The 22,935-nt window shown below is 64.4% G+C and carries 21 protein-coding genes; 17 read left to right on the forward strand and 4 right to left on the reverse strand.

The window, feature by feature from the left end; genetic code table 11:
• Nucleotides 1-2 precede the first annotated feature (2 nt).
• The 4 genes from HNR05_RS13560 (at nt 3) to HNR05_RS13575 (ending at nt 2,883) form a co-directional block, all read left to right on the forward strand.
• Nucleotides 3-356 (forward strand): hypothetical protein, encoded by a 354-nt coding sequence (locus tag HNR05_RS13560; protein ID WP_179579627.1) that lies wholly within the window; start codon nt 3-5, stop codon nt 354-356.
• The gene (locus HNR05_RS13565) at nt 349-963 is read left to right on the forward strand and encodes a hypothetical protein (protein WP_179579628.1); all 615 of its coding nucleotides are present in this window, start codon (nt 349-351) and stop codon (nt 961-963) included. The genes HNR05_RS13560 and HNR05_RS13565 overlap by 8 nt, the downstream gene beginning before the upstream one ends.
• Nucleotides 960-1,370, forward strand: a complete 411-nt coding sequence (locus tag HNR05_RS13570; RefSeq protein WP_179579629.1) for a hypothetical protein — start codon at nt 960-962, stop codon at nt 1,368-1,370. The genes HNR05_RS13565 and HNR05_RS13570 overlap by 4 nt, the downstream gene beginning before the upstream one ends.
• A gap of 121 nt (nt 1,371-1,491) precedes the next feature.
• A complete protein-coding gene (locus HNR05_RS13575; RefSeq protein WP_179579630.1) occupies nt 1,492-2,883 on the forward strand; it encodes an IS1380 family transposase in 1,392 nt (463 codons plus the stop codon).
• 272 nt (nt 2,884-3,155) lie between these two features.
• Here the strand turns inward: HNR05_RS13575 and HNR05_RS13580 are convergent, their stop codons facing one another.
• A complete protein-coding gene (locus tag HNR05_RS13580; RefSeq protein ID WP_179579631.1) occupies nt 3,156-3,299 on the reverse strand; it encodes a hypothetical protein in 144 nt (47 codons plus the stop codon).
• An 8-nt stretch (nt 3,300-3,307) separates the two neighbouring features.
• Here HNR05_RS13580 and HNR05_RS13585 point away from each other — a divergent pair, with 8 nt between their 5' ends.
• Together HNR05_RS13585 and HNR05_RS13590 are read left to right on the forward strand one after the other, a co-directional pair.
• A complete protein-coding gene (locus HNR05_RS13585) occupies nt 3,308-3,982 on the forward strand; it encodes an HAD hydrolase-like protein (protein WP_425485108.1) in 675 nt (224 codons plus the stop codon).
• Nucleotides 3,983-4,117: 135 nt separating this feature from the next.
• On the forward strand, nt 4,118-4,390 hold the full coding sequence (locus tag HNR05_RS13590) for a hypothetical protein (RefSeq protein ID WP_179579633.1): 273 nt from the start codon (nt 4,118-4,120) through the stop codon (nt 4,388-4,390).
• A 29-nt stretch (nt 4,391-4,419) separates the two neighbouring features.
• Here HNR05_RS13590 and HNR05_RS13595 read toward each other — a convergent pair whose 3' ends face one another.
• Together HNR05_RS13595 and HNR05_RS13600 are read right to left on the reverse strand one after the other, a co-directional pair.
• A complete protein-coding gene (locus HNR05_RS13595; RefSeq protein ID WP_179579634.1) occupies nt 4,420-5,169 on the reverse strand; it encodes a hypothetical protein in 750 nt (249 codons plus the stop codon).
• Between the two features lie 5 nt (nt 5,170-5,174).
• On the reverse strand, nt 5,175-5,819 hold the full coding sequence (locus HNR05_RS13600) for a hypothetical protein (protein ID WP_179579635.1): 645 nt from the start codon (nt 5,817-5,819) through the stop codon (nt 5,175-5,177).
• Nucleotides 5,820-6,036: 217 nt separating this feature from the next.
• On the opposite strand from HNR05_RS13600, the gene HNR05_RS13605 reads away from it, so the two are divergent.
• From HNR05_RS13605 to HNR05_RS13655, 11 genes are all read left to right on the forward strand, one after another.
• A complete protein-coding gene (locus tag HNR05_RS13605) occupies nt 6,037-7,194 on the forward strand; it encodes a hypothetical protein (RefSeq protein WP_179579636.1) in 1,158 nt (385 codons plus the stop codon).
• 70 nt (nt 7,195-7,264) lie between these two features.
• Entirely contained in the window at nt 7,265-11,638 is a 4,374-nt protein-coding gene (locus HNR05_RS13610; RefSeq protein WP_179579637.1) for an FtsK/SpoIIIE domain-containing protein, read from the forward strand.
• 105 nt (nt 11,639-11,743) lie between these two features.
• The gene (locus HNR05_RS13615) at nt 11,744-12,337 is read left to right on the forward strand and encodes an FHA domain-containing protein (protein WP_179579638.1); all 594 of its coding nucleotides are present in this window, start codon (nt 11,744-11,746) and stop codon (nt 12,335-12,337) included.
• 11 nt (nt 12,338-12,348) lie between these two features.
• A complete protein-coding gene (locus HNR05_RS13620) occupies nt 12,349-13,023 on the forward strand; it encodes a hypothetical protein (protein ID WP_179579639.1) in 675 nt (224 codons plus the stop codon).
• A 109-nt stretch (nt 13,024-13,132) separates the two neighbouring features.
• Nucleotides 13,133-13,426 carry a WXG100 family type VII secretion target gene (locus tag HNR05_RS13625; protein ID WP_179579640.1) on the forward strand — a complete coding sequence of 98 codons (294 nt, stop codon included), beginning with the start codon at nt 13,133-13,135 and terminating at the stop codon, nt 13,424-13,426.
• Between the two features lie 97 nt (nt 13,427-13,523).
• The gene (locus tag HNR05_RS13630) at nt 13,524-13,868 is read left to right on the forward strand and encodes a WXG100 family type VII secretion target (RefSeq protein ID WP_179579641.1); all 345 of its coding nucleotides are present in this window, start codon (nt 13,524-13,526) and stop codon (nt 13,866-13,868) included.
• A complete protein-coding gene (locus HNR05_RS13635) occupies nt 13,865-14,155 on the forward strand; it encodes a hypothetical protein (protein WP_179579642.1) in 291 nt (96 codons plus the stop codon). The genes HNR05_RS13630 and HNR05_RS13635 overlap by 4 nt, the downstream gene beginning before the upstream one ends.
• A 2-nt stretch (nt 14,156-14,157) precedes the next feature.
• Nucleotides 14,158-16,983, forward strand: a complete 2,826-nt coding sequence (locus HNR05_RS17995) for an ADP-ribosyltransferase (RefSeq protein ID WP_179579643.1) — start codon at nt 14,158-14,160, stop codon at nt 16,981-16,983.
• Entirely contained in the window at nt 16,980-18,632 is a 1,653-nt protein-coding gene (locus HNR05_RS13645; protein ID WP_218868899.1) for an ADP-ribosylglycohydrolase family protein, read from the forward strand. Before HNR05_RS17995 ends, HNR05_RS13645 begins: the two co-directional genes overlap by 4 nt.
• 58 nt (nt 18,633-18,690) lie before the next feature.
• A complete protein-coding gene (locus tag HNR05_RS13650; protein WP_179579644.1) occupies nt 18,691-19,194 on the forward strand; it encodes a hypothetical protein in 504 nt (167 codons plus the stop codon).
• A 44-nt stretch (nt 19,195-19,238) separates the two neighbouring features.
• Nucleotides 19,239-19,685 carry a DUF3592 domain-containing protein gene (locus tag HNR05_RS13655; protein WP_179579645.1) on the forward strand — a complete coding sequence of 149 codons (447 nt, stop codon included), beginning with the start codon at nt 19,239-19,241 and terminating at the stop codon, nt 19,683-19,685.
• A gap of 120 nt (nt 19,686-19,805) precedes the next feature.
• On the opposite strand, the gene HNR05_RS13660 is transcribed toward HNR05_RS13655, so the two are convergent.
• Complete coding sequence (locus HNR05_RS13660) at nt 19,806-22,862, reverse strand: aminotransferase (RefSeq protein ID WP_343062600.1); 3,057 nt, start codon at nt 22,860-22,862, stop codon at nt 19,806-19,808.
• Nucleotides 22,863-22,935 lie beyond the last annotated feature (73 nt).

Genomic DNA, 22,935 nt, shown 5'->3' on the forward strand with positions numbered 1-22,935 from the left:
TAATGTACGCGCCAAGAACCAAGACAATAGGCTTTTCCATTTCACCGGATGCGCTCTACGCAGCCGTGCAACGAACGGCCGAGACCGGCAAATACACCGTGGTGGCGACGGCCGCCAGCACCCGCAAAATCGGGTTCCTCAGCGGCATCACCTGGCTTTCGTTTGGACACGAATACGTCGCCAGCATCACCGCATCCGCAGAAGGGTCAGCACTGGAACTCGTCTGCGGTGGACGCGATGCCGCACCGAAAGCGCTCCTCGACGGCTGGACGAACACCAAAGCGGCCGACAAGTTTCTGTCGGCCGTTCACGTAACCCTCGCCCCGGAGTCGATGGGGGGCCCTAGCAATGAATAGCCTGCGCGCCGAACTTCTCGGCGCAGACCCGAACGCGGTTCCCGAGTTCACGATCATGCTCCCGAACGGATGGACCGAGCATGACGCGACGCCGGCATCCGAGAAGAAGCTCCTCGACCAGGCGGCCCGCCGCCTGCGTGATGAACACCGCCCCGACCTCAATGCGCAACTGCGTGCCCTGACCGGGCGCGCATTCACCGGACTGCGCACCGCGAACACCGAGAAAATCTACATGCACACCGAGGCCTGGACCGACGACCTCGTGCTGCCGCTGACCATCACCGCGTCGGTGCGCACGTCCCCGACCGGCGGCAGCCTCGACCAGCACGTCGTCGACCTGATCCGCACCAAGGGAGCCACCGCCCTCCACGACGACGAACGCTTCGTACGCTGGGAAAGCCGCTCCGACGTGTCGCTCGGCACCGCCACCGTCGGGCAACGCACCGTCGCCTACCTCACTCCGTTCCCCGCCGGCGCCCGCACCCATGCCCTGCAATTCACCGCAGTGGCCGTGCATCCGCACGGCGAGGGCGACCTGCCGCTCCTCGACCAGATGTTCCTCCTCACCGACGCCATCGTCAGCACATTCGCCTGGAAGGCAGCATGAACATCACATGTGAAGCCGACGACCGGCTCTGGGCCGAAGTGCCCGTGGTCTTCCCGACCGAGAATTTCGCAACCCTCGAAGACTGGTCTGAATCCGTCGTCGCCCGGTACGCCGAGAACCGGCCCGACGCGCCCGCCGACCCGCTGCAGGTGCTCCTCGGCGACATCCCCGTCAGCATGCAACCGCACATCGAAACGGTTCAGGTCCCGGGGGTCGGCACCGGCATCGCCACCCGATTCATCGTCGCCCCACCCGGTGCCACCGAACCCGTAGCCGGAATCGGCTACCTCTTCAGCACAGACCACTACACGGTACGCATCATGTCAGCCCCGACCACCACCACAATGGTCGGGCTACTCGACGCGCCACTGCGCGACGTGGTCAACACCATGGCCTTCATCGACTAAGCCTCGATCCACCGCTCGAGTTGAGGGTTTGGCGGCGCGTTAAACCGAGAATGCCTAACTGATCAGCGAAAATAGAGCTTGTCTAGAGTTCTGTTTCACCGAAAAGGAAGGCATCTCGTAGATGCAACTTTCTCACACCTCCGCGGCGGTTTCAGCATCCTTCGACGAAACGAATCTCGTGTCGACGGCAGGGCTCGTCCCGGCGATGGCGTTGGCCGTGAAAACAGGGCTCGGCAACCTGGCCGATACGCACCTCACCTTGCCGGGGTACTTCGGCGCGAACGCGGGGTTGAAGGTCACTGCGCTGGTGGCCGGGATGGTCGCCGGCGCCGACTGCATCGACGATATGGCGTTGCTTCGTCACGGTGGAATGAAGAAACTCTTCACTGGCGCCTACGCGCCCTCGACCCTGGGGTCGTTTCTGCGCGCATTCACGTTCGGGCACATCCGGCAGCTGGATGCTGTCGCGTCCCGTTGGCTGCGCCGCCTGGCCGAGACGGCCCCGATCGCGGCCGGCGTTGACGAGTACGCGCTCGTCGACATCGACGACACCATCAAGGAAGTCCACGGCTACCAGAAGCAGGGCTCCGGTTACGGCTACTCCGGAGTGCGCGGCCTGAACGCCCTGCTGGGCATCCTCAGCACCGAAACCAGTGCGCCGATCATCGTCGGCTCACGGCTGCGCAAGGGCGCCGCGAACTCGGTGCGCGGCGCCGGGAAATTCGTCGCCGACCTCCTCGCGAACGTGACCCGGCTCCGCGGAAACGGCGCCACCGGGACGGTGCTGCTGCGGGCGGACTCGGCGTTCTACGCCCACACCGTCGTGGCCGCCGCCGGGCGGGCAGGCGCGAAAGTCTCGATCACGGCCCGGATGGATCCGGCGGTGAAGAAAACGATCGGCACGATCGGCGAGGGCGCCTGGACGAGCATCGAGTACACCGACGCGATCCGCGACGAACAGACCGGAACCTGGGTGTCGTCCGCGGAAGTCGCCGAAGTACCATTTATCGCGTTCGGTTCGAAGAAGAAAGCGGACCGCATCGAGGGACGACTGGTCGTGCGGCGCATCCCCGAACTGAACAAGAAAGACCTCTCGCAGCCGACCCTGTTTGACACGCACCGTTTCCACGCGTTCTTCACCACCAGCACCCTGGACACCGTCACCGCCGACAAAACCCATCGCGCTCACGCGATCATCGAACAAGTCAACGCAGACCTGAAAGACTCCGCGCTGGCACACCTGCCCTCGGGAAAGTTCGCCGCAAACGCCGCCTGGCTGATCCTGGCCTGCATCGCTTTCAATCTCGCCCGCGCCATTGGTGCTCTCACCGGCACCGATCTCGGGAAAGCGCGCAGCGGCACGATCCGCCGCAAACTCATCAGCGTTCCCGCCCGAATCTCAACCTCGGCCCGCCGACTCGTTCTACACCTGCCGAAGGACTGGCCCTGGGAGAAACACTGGACCGCCGCATTCGCGGCAGCCTGCGGACCACCCGGACCCGCATCCATCTGACCACCCAGCCAAACGGCGCAAGGACAACGTGGAACATCACCGGCAGCGAGGCCGACGCGAAGCCATGCCCAGCCCCCAAAAACAGCTCAACTCAACGTGAAATCGGAAAATCCCTCACGCTCAAAGTCGACCGGTGGATTGAGGCTAAGAGCGTCGAGAGCCCGCAACCCGACATCGACGCACGAGGTCTCGACACGCTCGACCAACGGGATGGACCACTCCTATCGCTGATCGAGCCACCCCCACCGCTGATCGAGCCCGTCGAGATCCGGTCACCACCGCCCGACATCGACGCACGAGGTCTCGACACGCTCGACCAACGGCACAATCACAACCCGGGTCACCTTGTCTGCGGGCGAGCCGCGCACGACGAGGCGTTTCAGGCGCGCCATCACGTCATTTCCCAGACTGGCCACCTAGGATGATGCGAGTGAATCCGACTTTGACCCGCACCTGGAGTGCCATCCTCTTTGACCTCGACGGAACCATCACGGATTCCGCCCCGGGTATCACCGCCTCACTCGCTCAGACGTTCAAACTTCTGGGCCGTCCGGTTCCCCCGCTGTCGGAGCTGATGGCCTACGTCGGACCTCCTCTTATCGCAGCGTTCCGCGAATATGCCGGGATGACCGCCGAGGAAGCGAACGAGGCTCTGCTCGTGTACCGCGCGCACTATGCCGGCGAAGCGTCGCTTGACACCGCCGTCTACCCCGGGGTCGCGGGCCTGCTCGAGCGCATTCACGCCGCCGGCATCCCCCTCGCCTTGGCGACCAGCAAGCCCGAGGCGAATGCCGTGCGCATTCTCACGCACTTCGATCTGGCCAAGTACTTCACCGTGATCGTCGGCGCCTCCGAAGACGAGGTGCGCAGCGCTAAGGCAGACATCGTGAAGGAAGCCCTGACCCGTCTCGCCGCGTCCGGTGCCGATCTGAGCGCTCCCGTCATGGTGGGCGATCGCAGCTACGACGCCGAGGGCGCCGCCGCGAACAATGTTCCGGCGATCCTGGTCGAGTGGGGCTACGGCTCGCCGGCGGAGGCCGCGGCAGCGACTGCTGTCGTGCACTCGGCCGACCAGCTCGGCCGGCTCCTGCTCGGCTAACTCCAGCTGGGCTCATTCCGGCCCTGGCGACCGTCGCGCAACACCATCACGCACAACGCACCAACCGAGGGGGATCTCCTGTCCGAAGCACTCACTGACCGCTGCACCCGACTTGCCGAACCTGTCGTCGCACTCATGCAGCGTGCGCTTGAGAGCCAAGGCGACGCGAAGGTACTTCCGCTTGTCGTCTCACTCATTGCCCCCGTGCGTGAAATTGCCGCAGAAGGCTCGTTCGGAATCGAAAACGCCGATTACATCGCGTGGGCGGCAGGTGCGTCTCGCACGCTCGATGAGATGGACGCGGCTGCGCGTTCGGGCGACGCCGCCGGTGTCTGGCGTGCATTCACCGACCCCACAGCGGGCCTGCACCGTCTCGGCACTGCCTGCGTCGGCATCGCGGGCTGGTAGCACGCGCGGTCTTCCCGCAGGGGCCACCACTATTTGCAGGCGTCAGTGATCCCGCCGGGTACCGCAACTGGCACGACAACACCCCAGTTCGTGAATGTGATGTCGGCAACTGACGCTTGATCACCGACGGTCATCCGTAGCGGAAGTGGCAGCGCCTCGGCCGAGACAACGAATGCACCAGCTGGGCCTTCTCCTGCATCGATTATGACGTTGACGGTGTCAGGGTCACCATCGATTGCCGGCCCCGTCGAGAGCCCCGACGCGCCGGTCAGCGTTTCAATGAGTAGCGCCGGGTCGAGCACGGCGCGCCATTCGTCGAGGATCACGTCACTCGTCGCACGGCAACTGAACCCGTCGGGAGCGAGGCCACGCGCCGTGGCAGTCGCCGGGTCGGCTCGAAGGTAGGCGTCTCCGTTCACGACGACCACGTCGATACGGCTCTCTCCTTCGGTGATCTGTGCGGTGTAGGCACCAGACGTCCCCGAGTAGTCGACACTCATCGTGCCACCGGGGATGCCACTCTCGGCATTCGGATATGTTGTGAACGCCAACCGCATCACCACACCCGGCGATGCGCGCACCTCACGCACACTGACCTGCAGGGCGTCGCCACCGGTGAGGAACTCGATTCCGTTGCGATCGGTCTGTGCCACGTCGATAGAGGACAGATCAAGATGCGTCGGCTGGGGAATCGGTTCAGCCGGTGCAGCCTTCGTGCAGCCGCTGAGAAGCAGTATGCCCGCTGCAGCAAGCAGCACGCGCGGCATCAATCGAGACACGTCGTCTAATCCGCCACGCACGCACTTGAGGCGCCTTGCGCATCGAGCGTCGCCTTCTCAAGCGAGACTGCGGCTGCGGCCCGTTCGGCAGGCCTCACAACAAAGCACGAGCCGTCGTCAACGATCAAGGCTGAACGCGGAATCCATGCTTCTCGGCCGCTGACCAGCTGCGAAACGTCGAGAACCTCGCCGGCTGGTCCGTCGATCACAAATAGCTCATACGGCACGTTGGGGCCACTCCAGCTGACCCTCACGTTGCCGGAAGTCGCTGCGACCGTGACCGATGACGCGGCGGCTGCGCTGCTGTTCAGATTGATGATGAGCCACGCCACGAGGCCACCAATTGAAAGAAGTGTGAGCCCGACCGACAGCAAAAATGCCGGGTGCAGCAGAACCGAGCGCTTTGCGGTCGGCGCCTCATCGAGTTCGGGCAGCACGTCGCTTCCCGCTTCCAGTGTGCGCTTCACTGCACTCGGCTGCATCGCCGGCAGAGTGGTGCGCCCAATCTCGTAGCCGAGTGCCGTCGCTTCAACGGGCAGAATGCTGGGGGACTGCACTATCGGCGGGACTGCGTCATGCGCGCCCCGAGTCCCCGGGATGATCAGAGCGGCGGGGCTGGCCGAGCCGAGACTCGGAGAGTTGGTAGTCACGCGATGTGGCCTCACGAAAAAGGAACGAGAACGAAAAGATCGATACGCGATCTGAAAACGAAAAGTATCCGACCAGTACACGACGTGAAACTGACGGCACGGCGTTCACTGCGCGTGCGGCGTCAGCATTCTGATTAGCATAGTCATAATCACGCATCGGCCTCCGAGCCGCCCTTCACACTGGAGAGCCATTTCGCGACAGCTATCGACCCATGGCATGGTCACGCCTCTCGGTAGCCTCTGTGTTGCCGTGATTCTTCTCTTCGGTGCGAGCCCAGCACGAGCCGACGTTGCAGTGCGTGCCGCGGCACACGACACACCGTCCTCTGAACAACCGGCATCGAGCGGCGCCGACATCTCGGTTCCCTACCTCGGAGAGGCAGAGATCAGTCCTGCCGCCGGCTGGGCCATTGCCGACTGCGCTGCGGTGCAGAATGCTGCATCGACCTGGCCAGGTGTTGATGTCACCTGCGACCCCACGACGATCAAACTTGCGGCATCCGCCTTCGACGCCGACTGGGGAGCACACACCCTGACCGTTGCACAGGCGAACGGAGCTGTCGTCGCCGACATAAGCTACCGCGTGACGCTTGCTGCGCCGGACGCGCCACTTCTCGCCGGCATCGACTATGGCTATCCGGTGCCACAAGGGTCGTTGCTTCTCCTACCGTTCGTCGATCTCGGCCTCACCTGCACGTTGTGTACAGCCGGAACGGCCACTGTGCGAGTGGTCAGCCTGTCGCCGAAGCGCGCCGGTCTCGCCGCGGTCTCCGGAACACACCTCGTGTTGCGCACTGCGCCAGAATTCACCGGAGCAGCAACGGTGACACTTCAGCTCATCGACGATGTCGGCCAGCATTCAGAGCCCGTCGACGTCGTCGCACACGTCGTCGCACACGCCGTCAACGCCACGACGACACGGTCAGACTCAGACACGGCACAGCACCCGCCGGTCGGTGCGCTCCATGTGGTGCGCGAGCGCGACAAGAGCCAACCGATCACGATCGATCTCTCCGAATTCACCTGGAACGACACTGATGACGATGTGCTTCTCGGATGCGGCAACGCAGCATTCGGCACGGTCAGCTGCACCGACGCCCTCACCGCGATCTACACGCCAGCGCCGGGGGCTGATGTCGACCAATTCAGCTTCCACATCGTCAGCTCGAACGGTGCACAGGCGTCGGGCAGCATCACAGTTGTGACAACGGGGGTTCCCCTGCCACTCCCCGGGCTCAGCAGTGCCGCCACGTCGACCTCTGCTCCCCTGCTCGTCGCCCCTCGCGTTCCGGTTGAGGACGAAACCGGCGCAGGCGGCAGCACCGGGCTTGCCCACCTCAGCAGCCTCTCGCTCACTATCGGCACGCACCCCTGATGCGGCCTTTCGCGCCAGCACGATCCCGACTTTCCCCTTCCCCGCTTTCCCGTACCACCGAGGAGTACCGATGAGCCTGCGCCTGACCGTCCAGAATCCTGCCTCGCCCGCCGACACGCAGTCATGGCTACTCAAGATCGATGAGTCGACAACGATCTCTGAGGTCGCCGACACGCTCGAACTTCATCCGGCAGCGATTCTTGCCGGTTCGAATGGCAACGAACGCCTCGTCGATTCCGGAATCGTGAGCGGCGCTGTCGTTCCGTCTTCTGAGAACCGGGAGTTGGCTGCCGGTCAGACAAGGCTTGAGTTCGTTGGAGGCCCGTTCGCCGGCGAGCAGATTGCACTTGACATCGGCCGGCCTCTCACAATCGGTCGTGCACACGGCGCTGACATCTGTGTCGCAGACCCGTTTCTGAATGCGCGCCACGTCACTGTCGTGCTGAGCGGAGGCATCGATCCGGACACCGGCCGCGCGATCCCGCTCACCGCAACGTTCACTCCCGCTGACTCCGCCAGCGGTGCCCCGGCCGACGTCTCCGCCGCGACCGCTCTCACGGTGAACGGCGAACCGATTGTCGGCGTCGTTCAGGTCGTCCCGGCCGACATCGTGCAGATTGGCAGCAGCATTGTGCGCATCGGGGTCGCCCCGCCGGCGGATGCGGATGTCGCGCGCTCCGAACCCGGTAATCGTGCGTTCAACCGGCCATCCCGCATCCGTTCTGCCGCCGTGACTCCGATCGTGTCACTGCCGGGTGACAAACCTCAAGAGCTTGATTCGTCGCCGCTGCCGTGGCTGTCGGCAATCATCCCGATCATTCTCGGTGTGACGATGGCAGTCCTCTTTCAGCGACCGGTCATGCTGCTCATGGCTGCAGCCTCGCCAATCATGGTTGTCGGCTCGTTCTTGACAAACAAGAAGTTGGCGAAGCGAAAAGGGCAGCGCACCGAGGCCGACTGGATTGACGAGATCAACCACGCTCGCACACGCATCATTGAACTCGTGCGTGAACAGCGCCTCGACCAGTGGTATCGCCAGCTCGATCCGCTCGTCATTCGCGACATTGCCACCCGGCCGCTCTCGCGGCTCTGGGAGCGCCGCCGCGGCGATGACGATGCCCTGCAACTGCGGGTCGGTACCGCAGACGTCCCACTCGAAGTGGCTTTCGAAGGCGGGGCCGCGAAAGACCGTTCCCAGCCGCGCCGGGCCGGAGTCTCACCGGCCCCCGTTGGAATCGACCTTGTCGCGGGCCCGGCCGGAATTGCCGGCCCAGCCGACGTTGCTCAGGGCCTCGTGCGGGCGATGCTGTGCTCGCTCGCCACGCTTCGTTCGCCGCGCGACCTGCAGCTCATGGTGCTCTGCGACAAGGAGCAGAGTGAGGAATGGGCGTGGACCCAGTGGCTGCCCCACACGCAGTTCGGTGAGAACGTTGTCGCGTTGATCGGCAACACCGACCTCACTCGTCGCGAGCGCCTGCGTGAAGCCGGAACTCTGCTTGAGTCGAGGATGCGCGCGGCAGGCACGAGAGCGCTCACCTACGACCAGCACCTCGTCATCGTGATCGATGGCGCCAGGCGCTATCGCATGCTTCCCGGCATGGTCGCGATTCTCGAGCGCGGCGCCGCATACGGCATCCATGTGATCGCGATCGACTCCGACCGCAGCCGCCTCCCTGAAGAGTGCGTCACCGTTGTCACAGCGGATGCCGCAGACCCCACGTTGGGACGCATCGAGTCGGCATCCGTCTACCACTCGACGGTGCTACTAGATTCAGTCACCACACGATACGCCGAGACCGTCGCACGGGCCCTCTGCCCGATCGACCACGTCAGTGGTGTCGGTGACGACGCAACGCTGCCTGGCTCGGTGCGCTTCACCGAACTGCTCGGCATTGATCTTGACGATGTGCGGCCGATCGTCGAGCAGTGGGCTGTCGCGCCCCGGCAGAGCTATGTTGTGGTGGGCGCCGGCTCCGACGGCGAATTCGCGATCGACATCGCCAGCGACGGCCCTCACGCGCTGGTTGCGGGAACCACGGGTTCGGGCAAATCGGAGTTCTTGCAGACGTTCGTCGTGTCGCTCGCCCTGGCCAACCGTCCCGACGCGCTCAACTTCGTGTTGATCGACTACAAGGGTGGCGCTGCATTCGCCGATTGCGCGCGTCTGCCGCACACCGTCGGCACCGTGACTAACCTCGACGCGCGCGAGACCGAGCGTGCGCTCGCCTCGCTCGACGCCGAACTCAAACGCCGCGAGCGCGTACTTCGTGATGAGATCGGGGCCAAAGACGTCGACGCGGCATGGGCGAAAGATCCAGATGCCGCAGCTCGACTCGGGCTCGCCCGTTTGATGATCGTCGTCGACGAGTTCGCCGAGCTGAAGACCGAGCTTCCCGATTTCATCACCGGGCTCGTGCGCATCGCGCGCGTCGGCCGCTCGCTCGGCGTCAACTTGGTGCTGGCCACCCAGCGTCCGTCGGGTGTCGTCACTCCTGAAATGCAGTCAAACCTCAACCTACGCATCGCGCTTCGGGTGACCGACCGTGCTGACTCCGGCGACGTCATCGGCACGCCGGATGCCGCACTGATCAGCTCGTCCAACCCTGGCCGCGGATTCGTGCGTGTTGGTCTCGATGCCGCGCCGATGCCGTTTCAGACCGCTCGCGTGGCAAACTTGCGCGCCGGACATCAGCGAGTCGCACGAGTGCTTCCGCCGCGTGCGGCGCTCGATTGGAACACGACGGGGCTGCCCCCGCGCTACCCGTCGGCAGCCAATGCCCCTACCCACCGCCCCGACCAAGACGACACTGATCTCCGTGCGCTTGTCGGCCTGATTGCTGCAGCAGCCGCGCACGCCGGAATCCCGCGCAGCCCCTCGCCGTGGTTGATGCCGCTGCCTGATGTGCTCACCCTCGATCGTTTCGACGCAGACGCCGCTCCGGACGGAGCGCTGCTGATCGGGCTTGAAGACGTGCCTGCTGCTCAGACGCAACGCCCGCTCACCTGGAGCGTCCACGACGACTCACACCTGCTCTTCTTCGGTGGAGCCCTCTCAGGGCGCACAACGGTTCTGCGCACCATGCTCGCCCAGGCAGTGCAGCGGTTTACTCCGGCCGACCTTCACCTCTACATCGCTGACTATGGAACCGGAGCCCTGCTCGCGCTGGCCGACGCTCCGCACACTGGAGCTGTGGTCACCCCACTTGACCAGGGACGGATGCCGCGGCTCGTCTCCACGCTCGTCGCCGAGCTTCGACGACGCCAGGCGGTGCTCTCACAAGCTGGAGTCGGCAGCATCGGCGAGCAACGCCGCAACGCCGACCCGCGCGAGGCACTCCCCTACGCGCTTTTCGTCGTCGATGGCTGGGAACGACTGTCATCGTCGCTCTCCGCCGATGAGATGGTGGTCATTCGGGAGCAGGTCATGCGACTATTGCGTGAGGGGGCCGCGGCCGGCATCCGTGTGGTTGTCACCGCAGATCGAAGTGTTTCGGCCGACAAGATTTCGGCGTTCATCGACACCCATTACGCGCTGCGCATGCGCGATGTGAACGATTACCGCGCCGCGGGAATCATGATTCGCGAACTTGCGCCCGAGATGCCGGCCGGCCGCGTGCTGTTCGGCTCCGACGGCACCGAAGCTCAGATCGCAGTGCTCAGCGCTGACACAAGCGGCGAGGCACAGAACGCGATCGTGCGCGGGGTTGTCGAGCACGTTTCAGCGCACTTCGCCTCGTTCCCGCAACTCGCCGAGTTGCCTCGACCGGTGCGCGTCGACCCTCTGCCCACATCGTTCGCGCTCTCCGAATCGTTTGCGCTTCCCGTGCTCGTCGCCGGCATGCCAGAACACCCCGTCGTTGGCATCGGTGGTGACACGCTTTCCCGGGTCACCCTCGACTGGCCAACCGCGGGTGGGTTCGTCGTCGTTGGCGATCCACGCACAGGCAAGTCGAGCACCCTCGCCCTCATTGCGCACCAGCTCGCCTGGTCATCAGCCCCTGTCGTTGTCGTCGCCACGGGCGACTCAGCACTGACTGAGGTGGCAGCGTCACACGGTGTGCCCGTATTGAACGCGTCATCGACGGCCGACACGATCGCTGCGGCATTAGAACCCCGCGATACAACGTTGACGATCATCGTCGATGATGCCGAGCACTGGCGTGACTCGGCGCTGGAACGCGCGCTCACTGCGGCAAAGGGGCACTCGGTCTACTGTGTTTCGATCGGCGCCGGCGCCGCATCCTCAATCTTCAGTGGGCCGTATTCCGAAGCAAAGAAGGCGCTGCACGGCCTGCTCCTCTCACCGGGCACAACGATTCTCGGCACCCAGGTCTTTGGCGGTCAGATCCCGCGTTATCTGGTTGGGCGCCGCCCTGCCGGCGGTGGTGCGCTGTACATCCAAGGCGAGTACCTACCCGTTCAGGTTCCAGATCTGCGCCGCTGAGGCATGAAGTACGATGGGTACTCGTCAAACAGTTGTCTGCGAATGGGGTGAGAGTGCATGACTGCTCAATGCCCATTCTGCGACGCCGCCGTGAAGCCAAACAGCATGTTCTGCTCCGCATGCGGGCAGCTTGTCGTCCAGGCTCCGGCGTTCAAGGCCCCGGCTGTTCCGCCGCCTTTTGGGGGAATCACCCAACCGGCGAAGCAGAGCACCGGCCTGCCGCACCGCACCGCACCGGCTCCCGCGCCGGTGCCATTGCCACCGATTTCCGCTGCTCCGATCGCTCAGCCTGCCCGTGCAGTCCCGCCTGCTGTACCCGCGCCGGCGGCCCCTGCCACTCCGACTGCTCACGCCGCGCCGGGGACCCCGTCCGCACCGATCGCGCACGCTGTGCGCTTTACCTCTGGCCAGATCGTTGAGCTGAGCGGCGGCATCATTCTTGGCCGCAAACCAACCGGAGTTTCGGTACCGACAGGCTTCACGGGTGTCGTTGTTCCCGACGACACCCGCCAGGTCTCGCGTGCTCACGTCATTGTCGACGCACGGGTCAGCCCCCCGACTGTGACCGACCTCGGGTCGGCAAACGGCACGTCGATCGAGCGTAGCGGCCTCGTCCAGGCCCTCAACGAGGGAACTGCTGCTTCGCTCGAACCGGGCGATCGTCTCTGGCTCGGATCAGTCTCAATCGACGTGCTTTAGGAGCCGCCGCTATGGAATCGAACCCACCAGACCTCCACAATGCCTACGTCGCTCGCTACGCTCCGGGCCTCGGCACGAAGTACGCCCGAAGCAACTACCGCCTCGCCGCGATACTCGGCGCTGTGTGCATTGTGGCCTTAGTGCTCTGCGTCATGGCTCAGGCCGGGTGGATGCTCTACGCGTTCATTCTTCTTGTTCTGGGCGGTGGCGTCGCAGTGGCCCTGTCATTCGCCCGCGGCGCGATGAGACGATGGGCTGCCGATGACGGACTCGCCGTCGCCGTGTCCGACGCCGGCATCGCACTTCCCCGCGTCGGGCTCCTCCCCTGGCACGAAGTGACCTCGGTCAAGGTTCACGACCACTCCTTGACTCCGCGTGCATTCTCTCTCGCTGTTTCGGTGCTGGCCCAGCTCCAGGGAACCGACTCGACGATGTACGTTGACGTCAACGTCGTCGATTCCGATGCAATACTCTCTCGAATGTCGACACAGGGTGGGGTTCCGCGCGCCATCGACACGAACTACAAGCTCACCGGTTTCAAGGGAGTCTGGGGCCAGGGTATGTACGAGCCCACATTTCAGGCGGCAACCCAGGTGCTCGTGAACGAAGCGGAGCGCCGTGGCATCCCTGTCGTCATCGACGTTCCGAAGAACTACGAGAAATATCTTCCGAAGACAAACGAGTAGATAACTACCCCCCTTTTGCGCTGCACCCAACTGATGCGTTACAAATAGGAGTAAGGCTGATCGCCTCGCTGGGGGGCGCGATTCTTATCTACGCGGAGGTCATAAAATCATGGCAGAAATCACAGTTACATCTGAGTCACTCTCGGGCGTCGCCAACCAGCTTGCTTCGGGGGCACAGTCGATCGAGTCGCAGCTCTCAAACCTGAAGTCACTCGTCAGCGGCCTGATCTCTGGCGACTGGGGTGGAGCGGCGTCGCAGAGCTTCAACGAGCTGTACGAGCAGTGGGATGCCGCAGGTCTCCAGCTCAAAGAATCACTGAACGGTATCTCTGACCAGCTGTCCAAGGCTGCAATGGCCTACGAAGAGTCCGAGAGCAACATCGCCAACACCTTCCGCGCGTAGCCAGTCGCGCCGTGTTTCAACGCACCACCGGTGCCTGAAGCATGCATCCGCACCACCCATCGGTGCTGCGTGATTGAACGATGATGGAAGAGGGGCCATGTCACAGTTCAGAGTCAGTACGCCGTCGCTCGGGTATTCCGCAGCGTCGATAACGGCCGCGTTGGCCGAGTTTGACGCGCACGTTTCCCAGGTGACGGCTGCGGTGAACGGCGTGGTCGGCAATTCCTGGGAGGGCGAGGCGTCCGAGGCATTCAGCGGCGGCTGGACCTCCTGGTTGCAGAGTGCCGGCATGACACGGGCGGCCCTGGCCGACATCGCCACGCGGTTGCACACCGCTGAGTCGAGTTACGAGATTGTGGAGTCGCAACTCAACGCACAATCGCGCACATCGAGCATTGCGGGTGGCGACATCCGCACCGGCTCTGGGCGGTCGGCATCGTGAGCGTCCAGCGGCATGACACCGCGGCCCTGCGCGATCTTGAACGATCATTGGCCGATCTTGCACAGTTTTGCCAGACGCTTCAGCTCCACGCCGAGGGCGCGTCGCAACAGGCGACCGCGGCCTGGGGCGGCGCTGCGTCGCTGGAGTTCATGCACAAGGTGACGGTGTGGTCGGCTGGTGCAACTGTCATGCGCGAAGGTGCAGTCGATCTGCAAACCTGGGTCGCCGCGGCAGCAACAAACTATGAGGCGGCGCAAACACGCGCGTCGTCGGCTTGGGCAGGTTAGAAGTGGCTGTTCGTGTTGACCCGTATGACTATGTGACTGCGGCCGACCTCCTCGACGGGTGTTCAAGCTCCGCGGTGCGCATCGCGACGAGTGCGTTCGGATCGTTGACCGGTTTTGCCAGCATGGCGGGTGACGACCCGGGCGGTGAGGGCTGGGCGCAGGGCTACGACGCCAACGCCAGCACAATCATTGGCGCGATCCGCGCCGCGGCGGGCAAGCTGCGCTCTCTCGATATCGGGGTCATGCAGACCGGTCAGATGCACCGGCAGGCCGAGCTTTCCGCTGCCGGAATCCCGGCCGCCCCAGCCGGATTCACCGTGCGCACTCCCACTGTCAACGCAGGTTTCGGCGTGCCACCATCGGCATTCGGAGGAGATCCGAACGCCACTCCAGACCCTGTGATCTGGGAGTTCCTCAAAGATTTTGTCGGCAATGCGTTCCCCAACGCCGACGTTGGCAAGCTCTCAAACGCAAGCTCAGCCTGGTCGGTTATTGCCGACGACTTGACATCACTCGCCACACAAATCGACCGTGCCGATCAGCCACTGACATCGGGCACGTCGGCCGAGCTCGCCGGCATCCAACGTCACGTCTCAGAATTGGCCTCCGATATTCGCGCGCTTTCCACAGAGACGCGCGACCTGTCGAAGGACTGCACCGATTACGCCGCGGTTGTTCAGACCGCCCACGCTGAGACGTGGAAGATGATTGGCCAACTCGGCGTTGAGATCGCGGCGACGATCGGCATCAGCGCCGTGTTGTCGCTCTTCACGTTCGGTGGCGCTGCAGCCGTGGGCGCTGCAGCTCTCGCAGCCCGCATCGCGATCGTTGCCGCCCGTATCGTATCTCTGATCGGCAAGGTCTCGGCGACCGCGGCGCGCATCGCTGCCCGTTTCTTCGCCGTGCAGGCCCGCATCGGCGCAATCGCCGTGCGTATTGCCGCAAACCCGGTCGGCCGCGACCTCGCCTCAGGCACCATCGCCGCCGCGGGCACCGAGGCCGGGTTCAACGGCTTGGGCACCAACGTGCTCACCGCCGGGGCCGCCGGACTTGTCGGCGGTGGAGTCACAATCGGTATTGCCAGCCGGTTTGGCCGTCGCGCCGATAACCTGGCAGTTCAGGGTCTTGCGAATGCGGCTGGTGGTGGAGCCTCTGGCGCCGCGGGCTCATTCATGAACACAGGCAAATTCGACGCACAAGCGATCGTGCTCGGCACGGTGATGGGCGGAGCCGGGGGTGTCGCCGGCGGCGCTATCACCCGTTCTGGCCGTGGTGGCCGACCAGTGCCGAGTGCACCAGCGGCTGGAAATCCCGTTCGTTCCGGCTTGAACCCCACCAACAACCGCATCCCCACCACGATCGGCGGCGCTCCTGCCGCAGCCACACCGGGCGCCCCGGCACACCTCAACATCGTCGACGGCCCCACTGTCGCCGGAGCTGCCGCAGGCTCGTCATCCCCAAGTGGCGGACCAGCACACGCTGTCGACATCGACGCTCCGCGCACGGAAGGCAGCGGGCCTGCGCCCTCAGCCGGTGATGCCGGCCCGGCCCCCAGGCCAGACGTCGAAACGCCGATGGTTCAGGGGCATGAAGGCATTCCGGCTCCCAGTGACGCCGCACCGAGCTCCCGACCCGAGGTTGATGCGCCGTCCGTCAGCGGGCACGAAGGAATGCCAACTCCGGGCGATGCCGCACCGGCCTCCCGCCCCGAGGTTGATGCGCCGTCCGCCAGCGGGCACGAAGCAACGCCAACGCCCGGCGACGCCGCACCGAGTTCTCGACCCGACCTGGAAGCACCGCCAGCAAACGGGCACGACGCAACGCCGACACCACACGACCCGACTCCTGCCCCGCATGCCGACACTGGAACCGGCGCTGCGACCGGTCGGCCTTCCACTGACATTCACACCGATGACTTCGATGCAAAGTTCGACGAATTCAAGAACGAACTGGATGCCGACTTCGACAAGCTCAAGCACGACACCGAGGTCGAGTTCGACAAGATCACAGATGACATTGATGCCAAATTTGACGAACTAGACGCCAACCTTGACGCTGGCTTCGACAAGCTCGAGGCAGACCTTGATGCCGACCTCGACAAGCTTGAGGCAGATTCCTCTCTTCTCGACGGGTCAAACGAAGACGGCTCATCGGGAGCGGGGACCGATGGCGGCGGTAGCGACGGCACTCCTGCGCATGTGCCTGCCCATACGGATTTGGAAGCACCGCCTGTCGGTGCCGACGCAACCACGCCTCTCCTGCCCGATCTGGCGGACATTGATGCGAAGTATCGGGACGCGAAGGATGAAATTCCCGAGAACGTACGCGACGAATGGGCGGCGGCGGTTTCCGCTCGGTATCCGACGTTGTCGAAAGAAGATGTTCTGGGTGCGTACCACTACACGACGAACGCCTACGACGAGATGAACAAGTTCCTCCGAGATATCCCCACCGGGTCCTCAAGGGCCACCCTCGAAGCACACATCACTGCGACGACAAACGCCTTGGCGAAACTCCCACCTGTGCCGGGAACTTCGTTTCGTGGCATGGAACTGCGAACGGGGCTCCTTGAGCAGTTCGAAGTGGGAAAGCCTTGGTCAGACCCCGCATTCATGAGCTCCTCGACGTCGCCGCTGACCGCCAAGAATTTCACGGGCGAGATCATGGTAACCATCGAAGCACAGTCAGGGGTGGACGTCTCACGAATCTCGGCGTATCGACCCGAAGCAGAGGTGCTCTTCCAACGCGGGACTACGTTTGAAGTCGTGAGCAAATATCAAGACACGAACGGCGTCTGGCAGATAGCCCTGCGTGAGGTTTCCAGATGAGTCTTGATGACCCGTGGAACGAGAGCGTTACTCGCCTCTTCAGCGGAATTGTCGTCGATGTTGAGAAGAAGATGAGCGGCCGGGTCAACGTCGACAAGTGGTTGGATCCGATCGTCGGTCGTGAGCGTGGAAGGGACCTTGTCGCCCGGGAATTGGCGCTGTTCCTCGAAGCTGCCGAGCGAATCGTCACGTATCTCCCCGGTTGCACCCTGTCGGTCGTCGACAACGATGTGTCGGTGTCCATCGCCGATCGTCGAATTCTTACTGCCTCATTCGGCTTCTACCGGCTCCGGCTCAGCGAGAAAATTGGCGGACGCGAGGTTGCGATTGGTTCGTTTTCACAATCGATGGGGGTCAAGGCATTCCTCTGGCGGCTCGCTGTCACTCACTGGGGCGACGCATTCGAGCGGAAGTTTGCATTGTCGGATCCGCGCCCTGTGGTGCGCTCTGAGAGCGGAATGAGCTTTCTGATCCACGCTCGTGAGGGCGAAGGCCCGCACGCGGAAGTGTGGGAGGTAGCGGATGCACTCTCGTTCGCTCGCGGGTGTGCCCGTGACGTCGACGTGCTGCTCGACGCGGCTAGGCAGCTCGCCGCTCGCGGGAACGAAGTGACGAGACCGCTTCAGGTGAGCCTCGCTGACCGAATTCAGGGCTGCCTCATCGGCGGCGCAGTCGGCGACGCGTTGGGATACCCGGTTGAGTTCTCCACGCTGGATTCGATCACCGCTCGTGTCGGCCCTGCAGGTGTGCGCGAATTCCTGGCCCACCCGGGCGCGCCCCTCGGCGCGGTCAGTGACGACACCCAAATGACGTTGTTCACCGCAGACGCACTCACCCGCCGCACCGGTGATGTCTCGGTACGCTCACTCATGGTGGATGCCTACCGCGACTGGCACGTGACCCAAACCACCACCACCCCAGCCACCGCAGCGCTCTCCCGTCGGCATAGCTCGCCTGTGTTGCAGGAGCCCTGGCTGTTCGCTCAACGAGCTCCCGGGCTGACAATCATGGCCGCCCTGCAGGCCATGCCCGAAAACGCCTCGGTCGAAGTCATTCCTGATGCCACGAACCAGAGCAAGGGCTGCGGAACCGTGATGCGCAGCGCCCCGTTCGGACTCGTGCCGTCGTGGACCCCCGAAGAAGCATACGAACACGCCGCACAGGCATCCGCGATCACCCACGGCCATCCCACAGCGCACATCGCCGCAGGTGCTCTTGCCCTGCTGATCCGTCACCTCGTTGCCGGACAGCCACTGTCGCGTGCGGTGGCCGCCATGCTGGCGCACGTCGTAAGTGCTGAGCCAGATGGCCTCGCTGAAACGAGTACCTCCCTCCACACGGTCGCGGAGCAGATCCCCGGAATACCTGATCATCCAGATGTGGAAGGTCTCGGCGCGGGTTGGGTCGCTGAGGAAGCACTCGCGATCGCTGTCTATTGCGCACTGATCTTTCCCGAACGCGACCAGGTCGAGAACGCTTTGTCGTTGGCCGTGACACACTCCGGCGACAGCGACTCAACCGGGTCGATCTGCGGCAACATTCTTGGCGCGCTCCACGGCATTGACGCCATTCCCGAGCGGTGGCGAAACTCCGTCGAAGGCCGCGACACGATCCTCGCAGTCGCGAACACGCTCGCCCATACCAACTGACACCCGGCTCACCGCCGCACGCCACGCGCGTGCTCCCACCGATACAACACTTGAGGCCATGATGAGCACTCCGCAACCCACCAATCCGTTCGAACGATTCCTACAAACCATGGAGAAGTTTCCGCCGAGCCCTGGTCTCGTCTTTCACGGACTTCCCGCCGGGGCGACCGCATCTGCGGCAGGAACTCTGCGCGGAATCGTTGCGACGTCCCGCAATCCCCGCGTTGCAACAGAGAACTTCACGACTCCCGTTGTCGCCTGCATTGTGACGCGCACCGGCCGCGACATCGGCCCACTCTCGGCACACCCCGCCGAGGAGGAGACGGTGCTCCTGCCGGGCATCGTGCTTCTGCCCGTGATGTCCGGCCGTCACGACGCGCTCGGCATCGATTTCGTGGTCTGGGAAGAACTGAATCTTGACGCTGAAGCGGTCGATGCCGACCGTGACGCGGCATCTGCCGCCCTGCAGCTTGAGATCACCGAGCGCCTCACGGCGGCCTGGAACGCAGAGCCGATCACCATCGGCAGCCCGGGCAAGTTCACCGCCCCACTGCCCTTCTAAACCCGAATATGAGCACTGTGAATTCTGAACCGAAGAAGAAAAGCTTGAAGTCGAAACTCATCAGCGGCGGCATTGTCGCAGTGGTGATTGTGGGGGTTGGGGCGGCCGCCATCGTTCCCGGAATGCTTGACGATGCGTCGCAGGACCGCATCGTCTCGTACGGAGTGACCGAAGCCGGACATCCCATCGACATTGAGAAAGTCAAAGAATCAGGCAAGACCCGCACCAAACGATTCGTCATCTACGAGTTCACCGTCGACGGCACAGACCACCAAGTGCGCGGCGAGCAAGTCAGCATCGGCGTGCTCGAATCAGCACTGAAACGGATGCCGGATCGCGTCGTCTATTACAACCCGGACAAGCCTGAGGAAGCCGTCGTGTCGGCCGAGGAGATCCCCGGCACCGGCGGCAGCGAAATCGGCGCCGGCATCACTGACATGAAGGTTCCCACCTTCGACGAGCTGCAACGCGACACTGAGCCCGCGGAGTAGAGTCGTGTGGTGCTGCGTGAGGTCGCGCAGATGACCCTTCCCTGACCAATCGAAGGGCAATTTGCGCGACCTCACAGCCGAAACTGCCGCACCGTCTCAGCGGCAGAGCCAACCGAACACCTACCAGCCGCTGCTCAGCACCTCGTCGAGCTGGTCCACAAAGAAGTCGGCACTGGCCAGCGTCAGACACAGCGGCGGCTTCACCTTGAGCACGTTCTGCCGCTCCGACGTGGGCTGCACGATCACGCCGCGCTGGCGCATCCGCTCGCAGATCGCCGCCGTCTCGGCGTCGGCCGGCTCGAGACTCACGCGATCACGCACGAGTTCGATGCCCAGGTAAAGTCCGAGGCCGTGCACGGCTCCGATGAGCGGATGCCGCTCCATCAGGTTCTGAACCCTGCTCACCAGATGCGCACCCACCACCCGCGCGTTCTCTTGCAGCCCCTCATCGCGCATGACGTTGAGCACGGCCAGCCCCGCGACAGACCCGACCGGGCTGCCGCCGGCCGAGGAGAAGAAGTTGCCCTCCCGGGCGAGCGATTCGGCGATATCCTTCCGCGTCAGCACTGCCCCGATCGGGTACGAATTGCCCATCGCCTTGGCGATCGTGATGATGTCGGGCACGACGCCCTGCTGCTCGACGCCCCAAAAATGCGTGCCGAGCCGGCCGTAGCCGACCTGCACCTCGTCGGCGATGCACAGCCCGCCGCGCTCCCGCACATCGGAGTAGACCCCGGCCAGATAGCCGTCGGGCAACATCACACCGCCGGCGTTTCCGAGCACGGGCTCGCAGATGAACGCGGCCAGATCGGCCTGCCGTTCGCCCAGCGCCTCGAGCTGAGCGGTGAAATCGTCGCGGTAGCGAGCACCGGCATCCGCGCCCCGATGCGCACCGCGATAGGTGTTCGGCACGTCGGCGACGACCACCCAGTCCGGCCGGTTCGCCAGGGCGTACGGGTTGTCGTAGGCGGACGTGGTGACGGCATCCGAGGCCATGGTCCAGCCGTGATAGGCCTCGCGCAGTGCCACGACGGTGGAGCGTCCGGTGTGAATGCGCGCCAACCGCAGCGCCAAATCGACGGCCTCACTGCCGCTGTTCACGAGCAAAACGGTATCGAGCGACGGGTCGGGAGCCAGCTCGACCAGCCGCTCACTCAGGTCGGCCAGTGCCCGATACAGAAAACGCGAGTTGGTGTTGAGCAACTGCATCTGTTCGAACACCGCGCGCGACAGTTGCGGGTGGGCGTGCCCGATGCCCGCGACATTGTTGACCATGTCGAGGTAGCAGCGGCCGTCGGTCGCGATCAGGTGCTGCTTCCAGCCGCGCTCGATCTGTGGCGGATGCTCGTAGTAGCGCTCCTGCGCGGCCGCGAAGATGCGGGCGCGCCTGTCCACTTCGTTCTGCGGGTCGTCGAGAACTGGTGCCCGCGTCGAATCCGGCGTTGGGCCGACGGATGCCGCGCCGCGTGTCGTGTCCGCGGGCGCCAGGCCGATCAGCGCGGCCGGATCCGCCGTGAGGCTCACCCAGGCCGGTGCCCGGGTCGGCGTGACAAAGTCGGGAGCAGAAAGATCCGGCACGGAGCGGAGTTGAGCACGCACGCGACCGACGGCCTCGCCCCGCCGGGTTCGGTGGGAGCCGACCGGGTTCACCTGGCCCAGTGTCGTGCCCGCCGCGACGGTAGCGCCCCCCGAGGCAAGGCTCGCCGAAACCGAAATCCCCGACACGACGAGTTCCTGGCCGTGACGACCCGGCATCAGGCCCAGCACGACTTCGTCGCCGACGACCCGCACGATCTCACCCGCCATCGGAGCGCACAGCTCACTACCGGCCGTCAGAAAGAGCTCGGCGATCAGGCTGAAGGTTGCGGGCTCTGTCTGTAGATCTGGCGTGCTGCGGGTCAGCCGATACTGGCCGTACGGCGCGACGATGACGGGGTCCGGCGACCCGTGGGCATCCAGCGCTCCGAGTGCCAGCGCCCATTCCACGTCGGCATCGAGCCAGCGACCGTCGTTCAGCATTGGGCTCGTGGTGCCGAGATCGAGCACTTCCACGGCCTCCGCTCGCAACCCGCGAATGAGCGAAGCGCCAGCAGCGGGCTCAGCGGCACTGCGCTCAGCGGTAGGACGCCCGATCGCCCACCGAATCATTGCCTCGGCCTCGTCCCAACCGATCCGGCTGGCCGCCGCGAACACCTCCCATTCCAGGCCCATGCGTTCTTCGGCATATGAATTTCCGGCCTCGATGCTCGTCTGGTGCTCCCCACTCACGACCAGCACCGCGCCGCGCAGCACCACGAGCGGCCAGATCACCGCGATCTCTTCGTCGGTCAGCGGCAGCACCTCGTTGAATCGGCGTACCACCTCGAACACGGCAAACGGCTCGTCGGGAACGTGATGCAGCACCGATGCCGTCGTCACCGCGAGTTCGGCCACGAGCCAACCCAGGCCGAGGTCGCCGAAGTCGATCACACCGTCGGGCATCAGCCGCCCGTTCGACTGCCGGGCACAAATCACGTTGTCGTCGGTGACATCTCCGTGAATCGGCTGCACCCGCAGCGCACCGGCCACCCGCGCCACGCGTTCGGCCGCCTCGGCCGCGATGCCGCTGAGTGTGGCGCTCCGGGCGGCATCCGGCACGCTGCCGATCAGGTGACGGATGACGCGGTGCGCGTTCCGCAGATCCCATTGCAGGGTGCGGTCCAGGCCGTCGACGGGAAACGTCGCAAGCGCCCGAGCGACGGTCGCCGAAATCTCTCCGAGCTCACCGATCACGCTCGTGTCGAAGTGCTTCACCTCCGCGAGCGAGCCGCCGTGCAAGAAACTGAACATGCGCACCGGCAGCGGGCCTGTCGGCGACGCAAAATACTGTCGGGTGCGACCGTCGACCCCGGCAATCGGGGTCGGAATGCGCAGTCCCGAGCCGGCCAGGTGCTCCATCGCAGCCCCCTGTGCGGAGAGTTCTTGTTCCGAGAACAACGCGTTGTCGACCTTGAGCAGATAGCTCGTGACACCATCGACATCCGTGTGATCGATGCGAAAGTTACGGTCCTGCTGGCTGCCCAGTTCGGTCACCGTCGTCGGCCCGACGAGGCCGAACAGGTCGGTGGCAATGGTCTGGGCCTCGGCCATTGTGACGGCCGGGCGCACCAGCTCGCGGCCCTCAAAGAAATCAAACACTCGCTACTCTTCTCCTCGGCCGTCGACAGTGATCGGCAGGTAGGCCGCACGAGTCACTGCCCGCACAGACGAA

The sequence above is a fragment of the Leifsonia psychrotolerans genome, assembly GCF_013410665.1.
Classification (GTDB): Bacteria; Actinomycetota; Actinomycetes; order Actinomycetales; family Microbacteriaceae; genus Cryobacterium; species Cryobacterium psychrotolerans_A.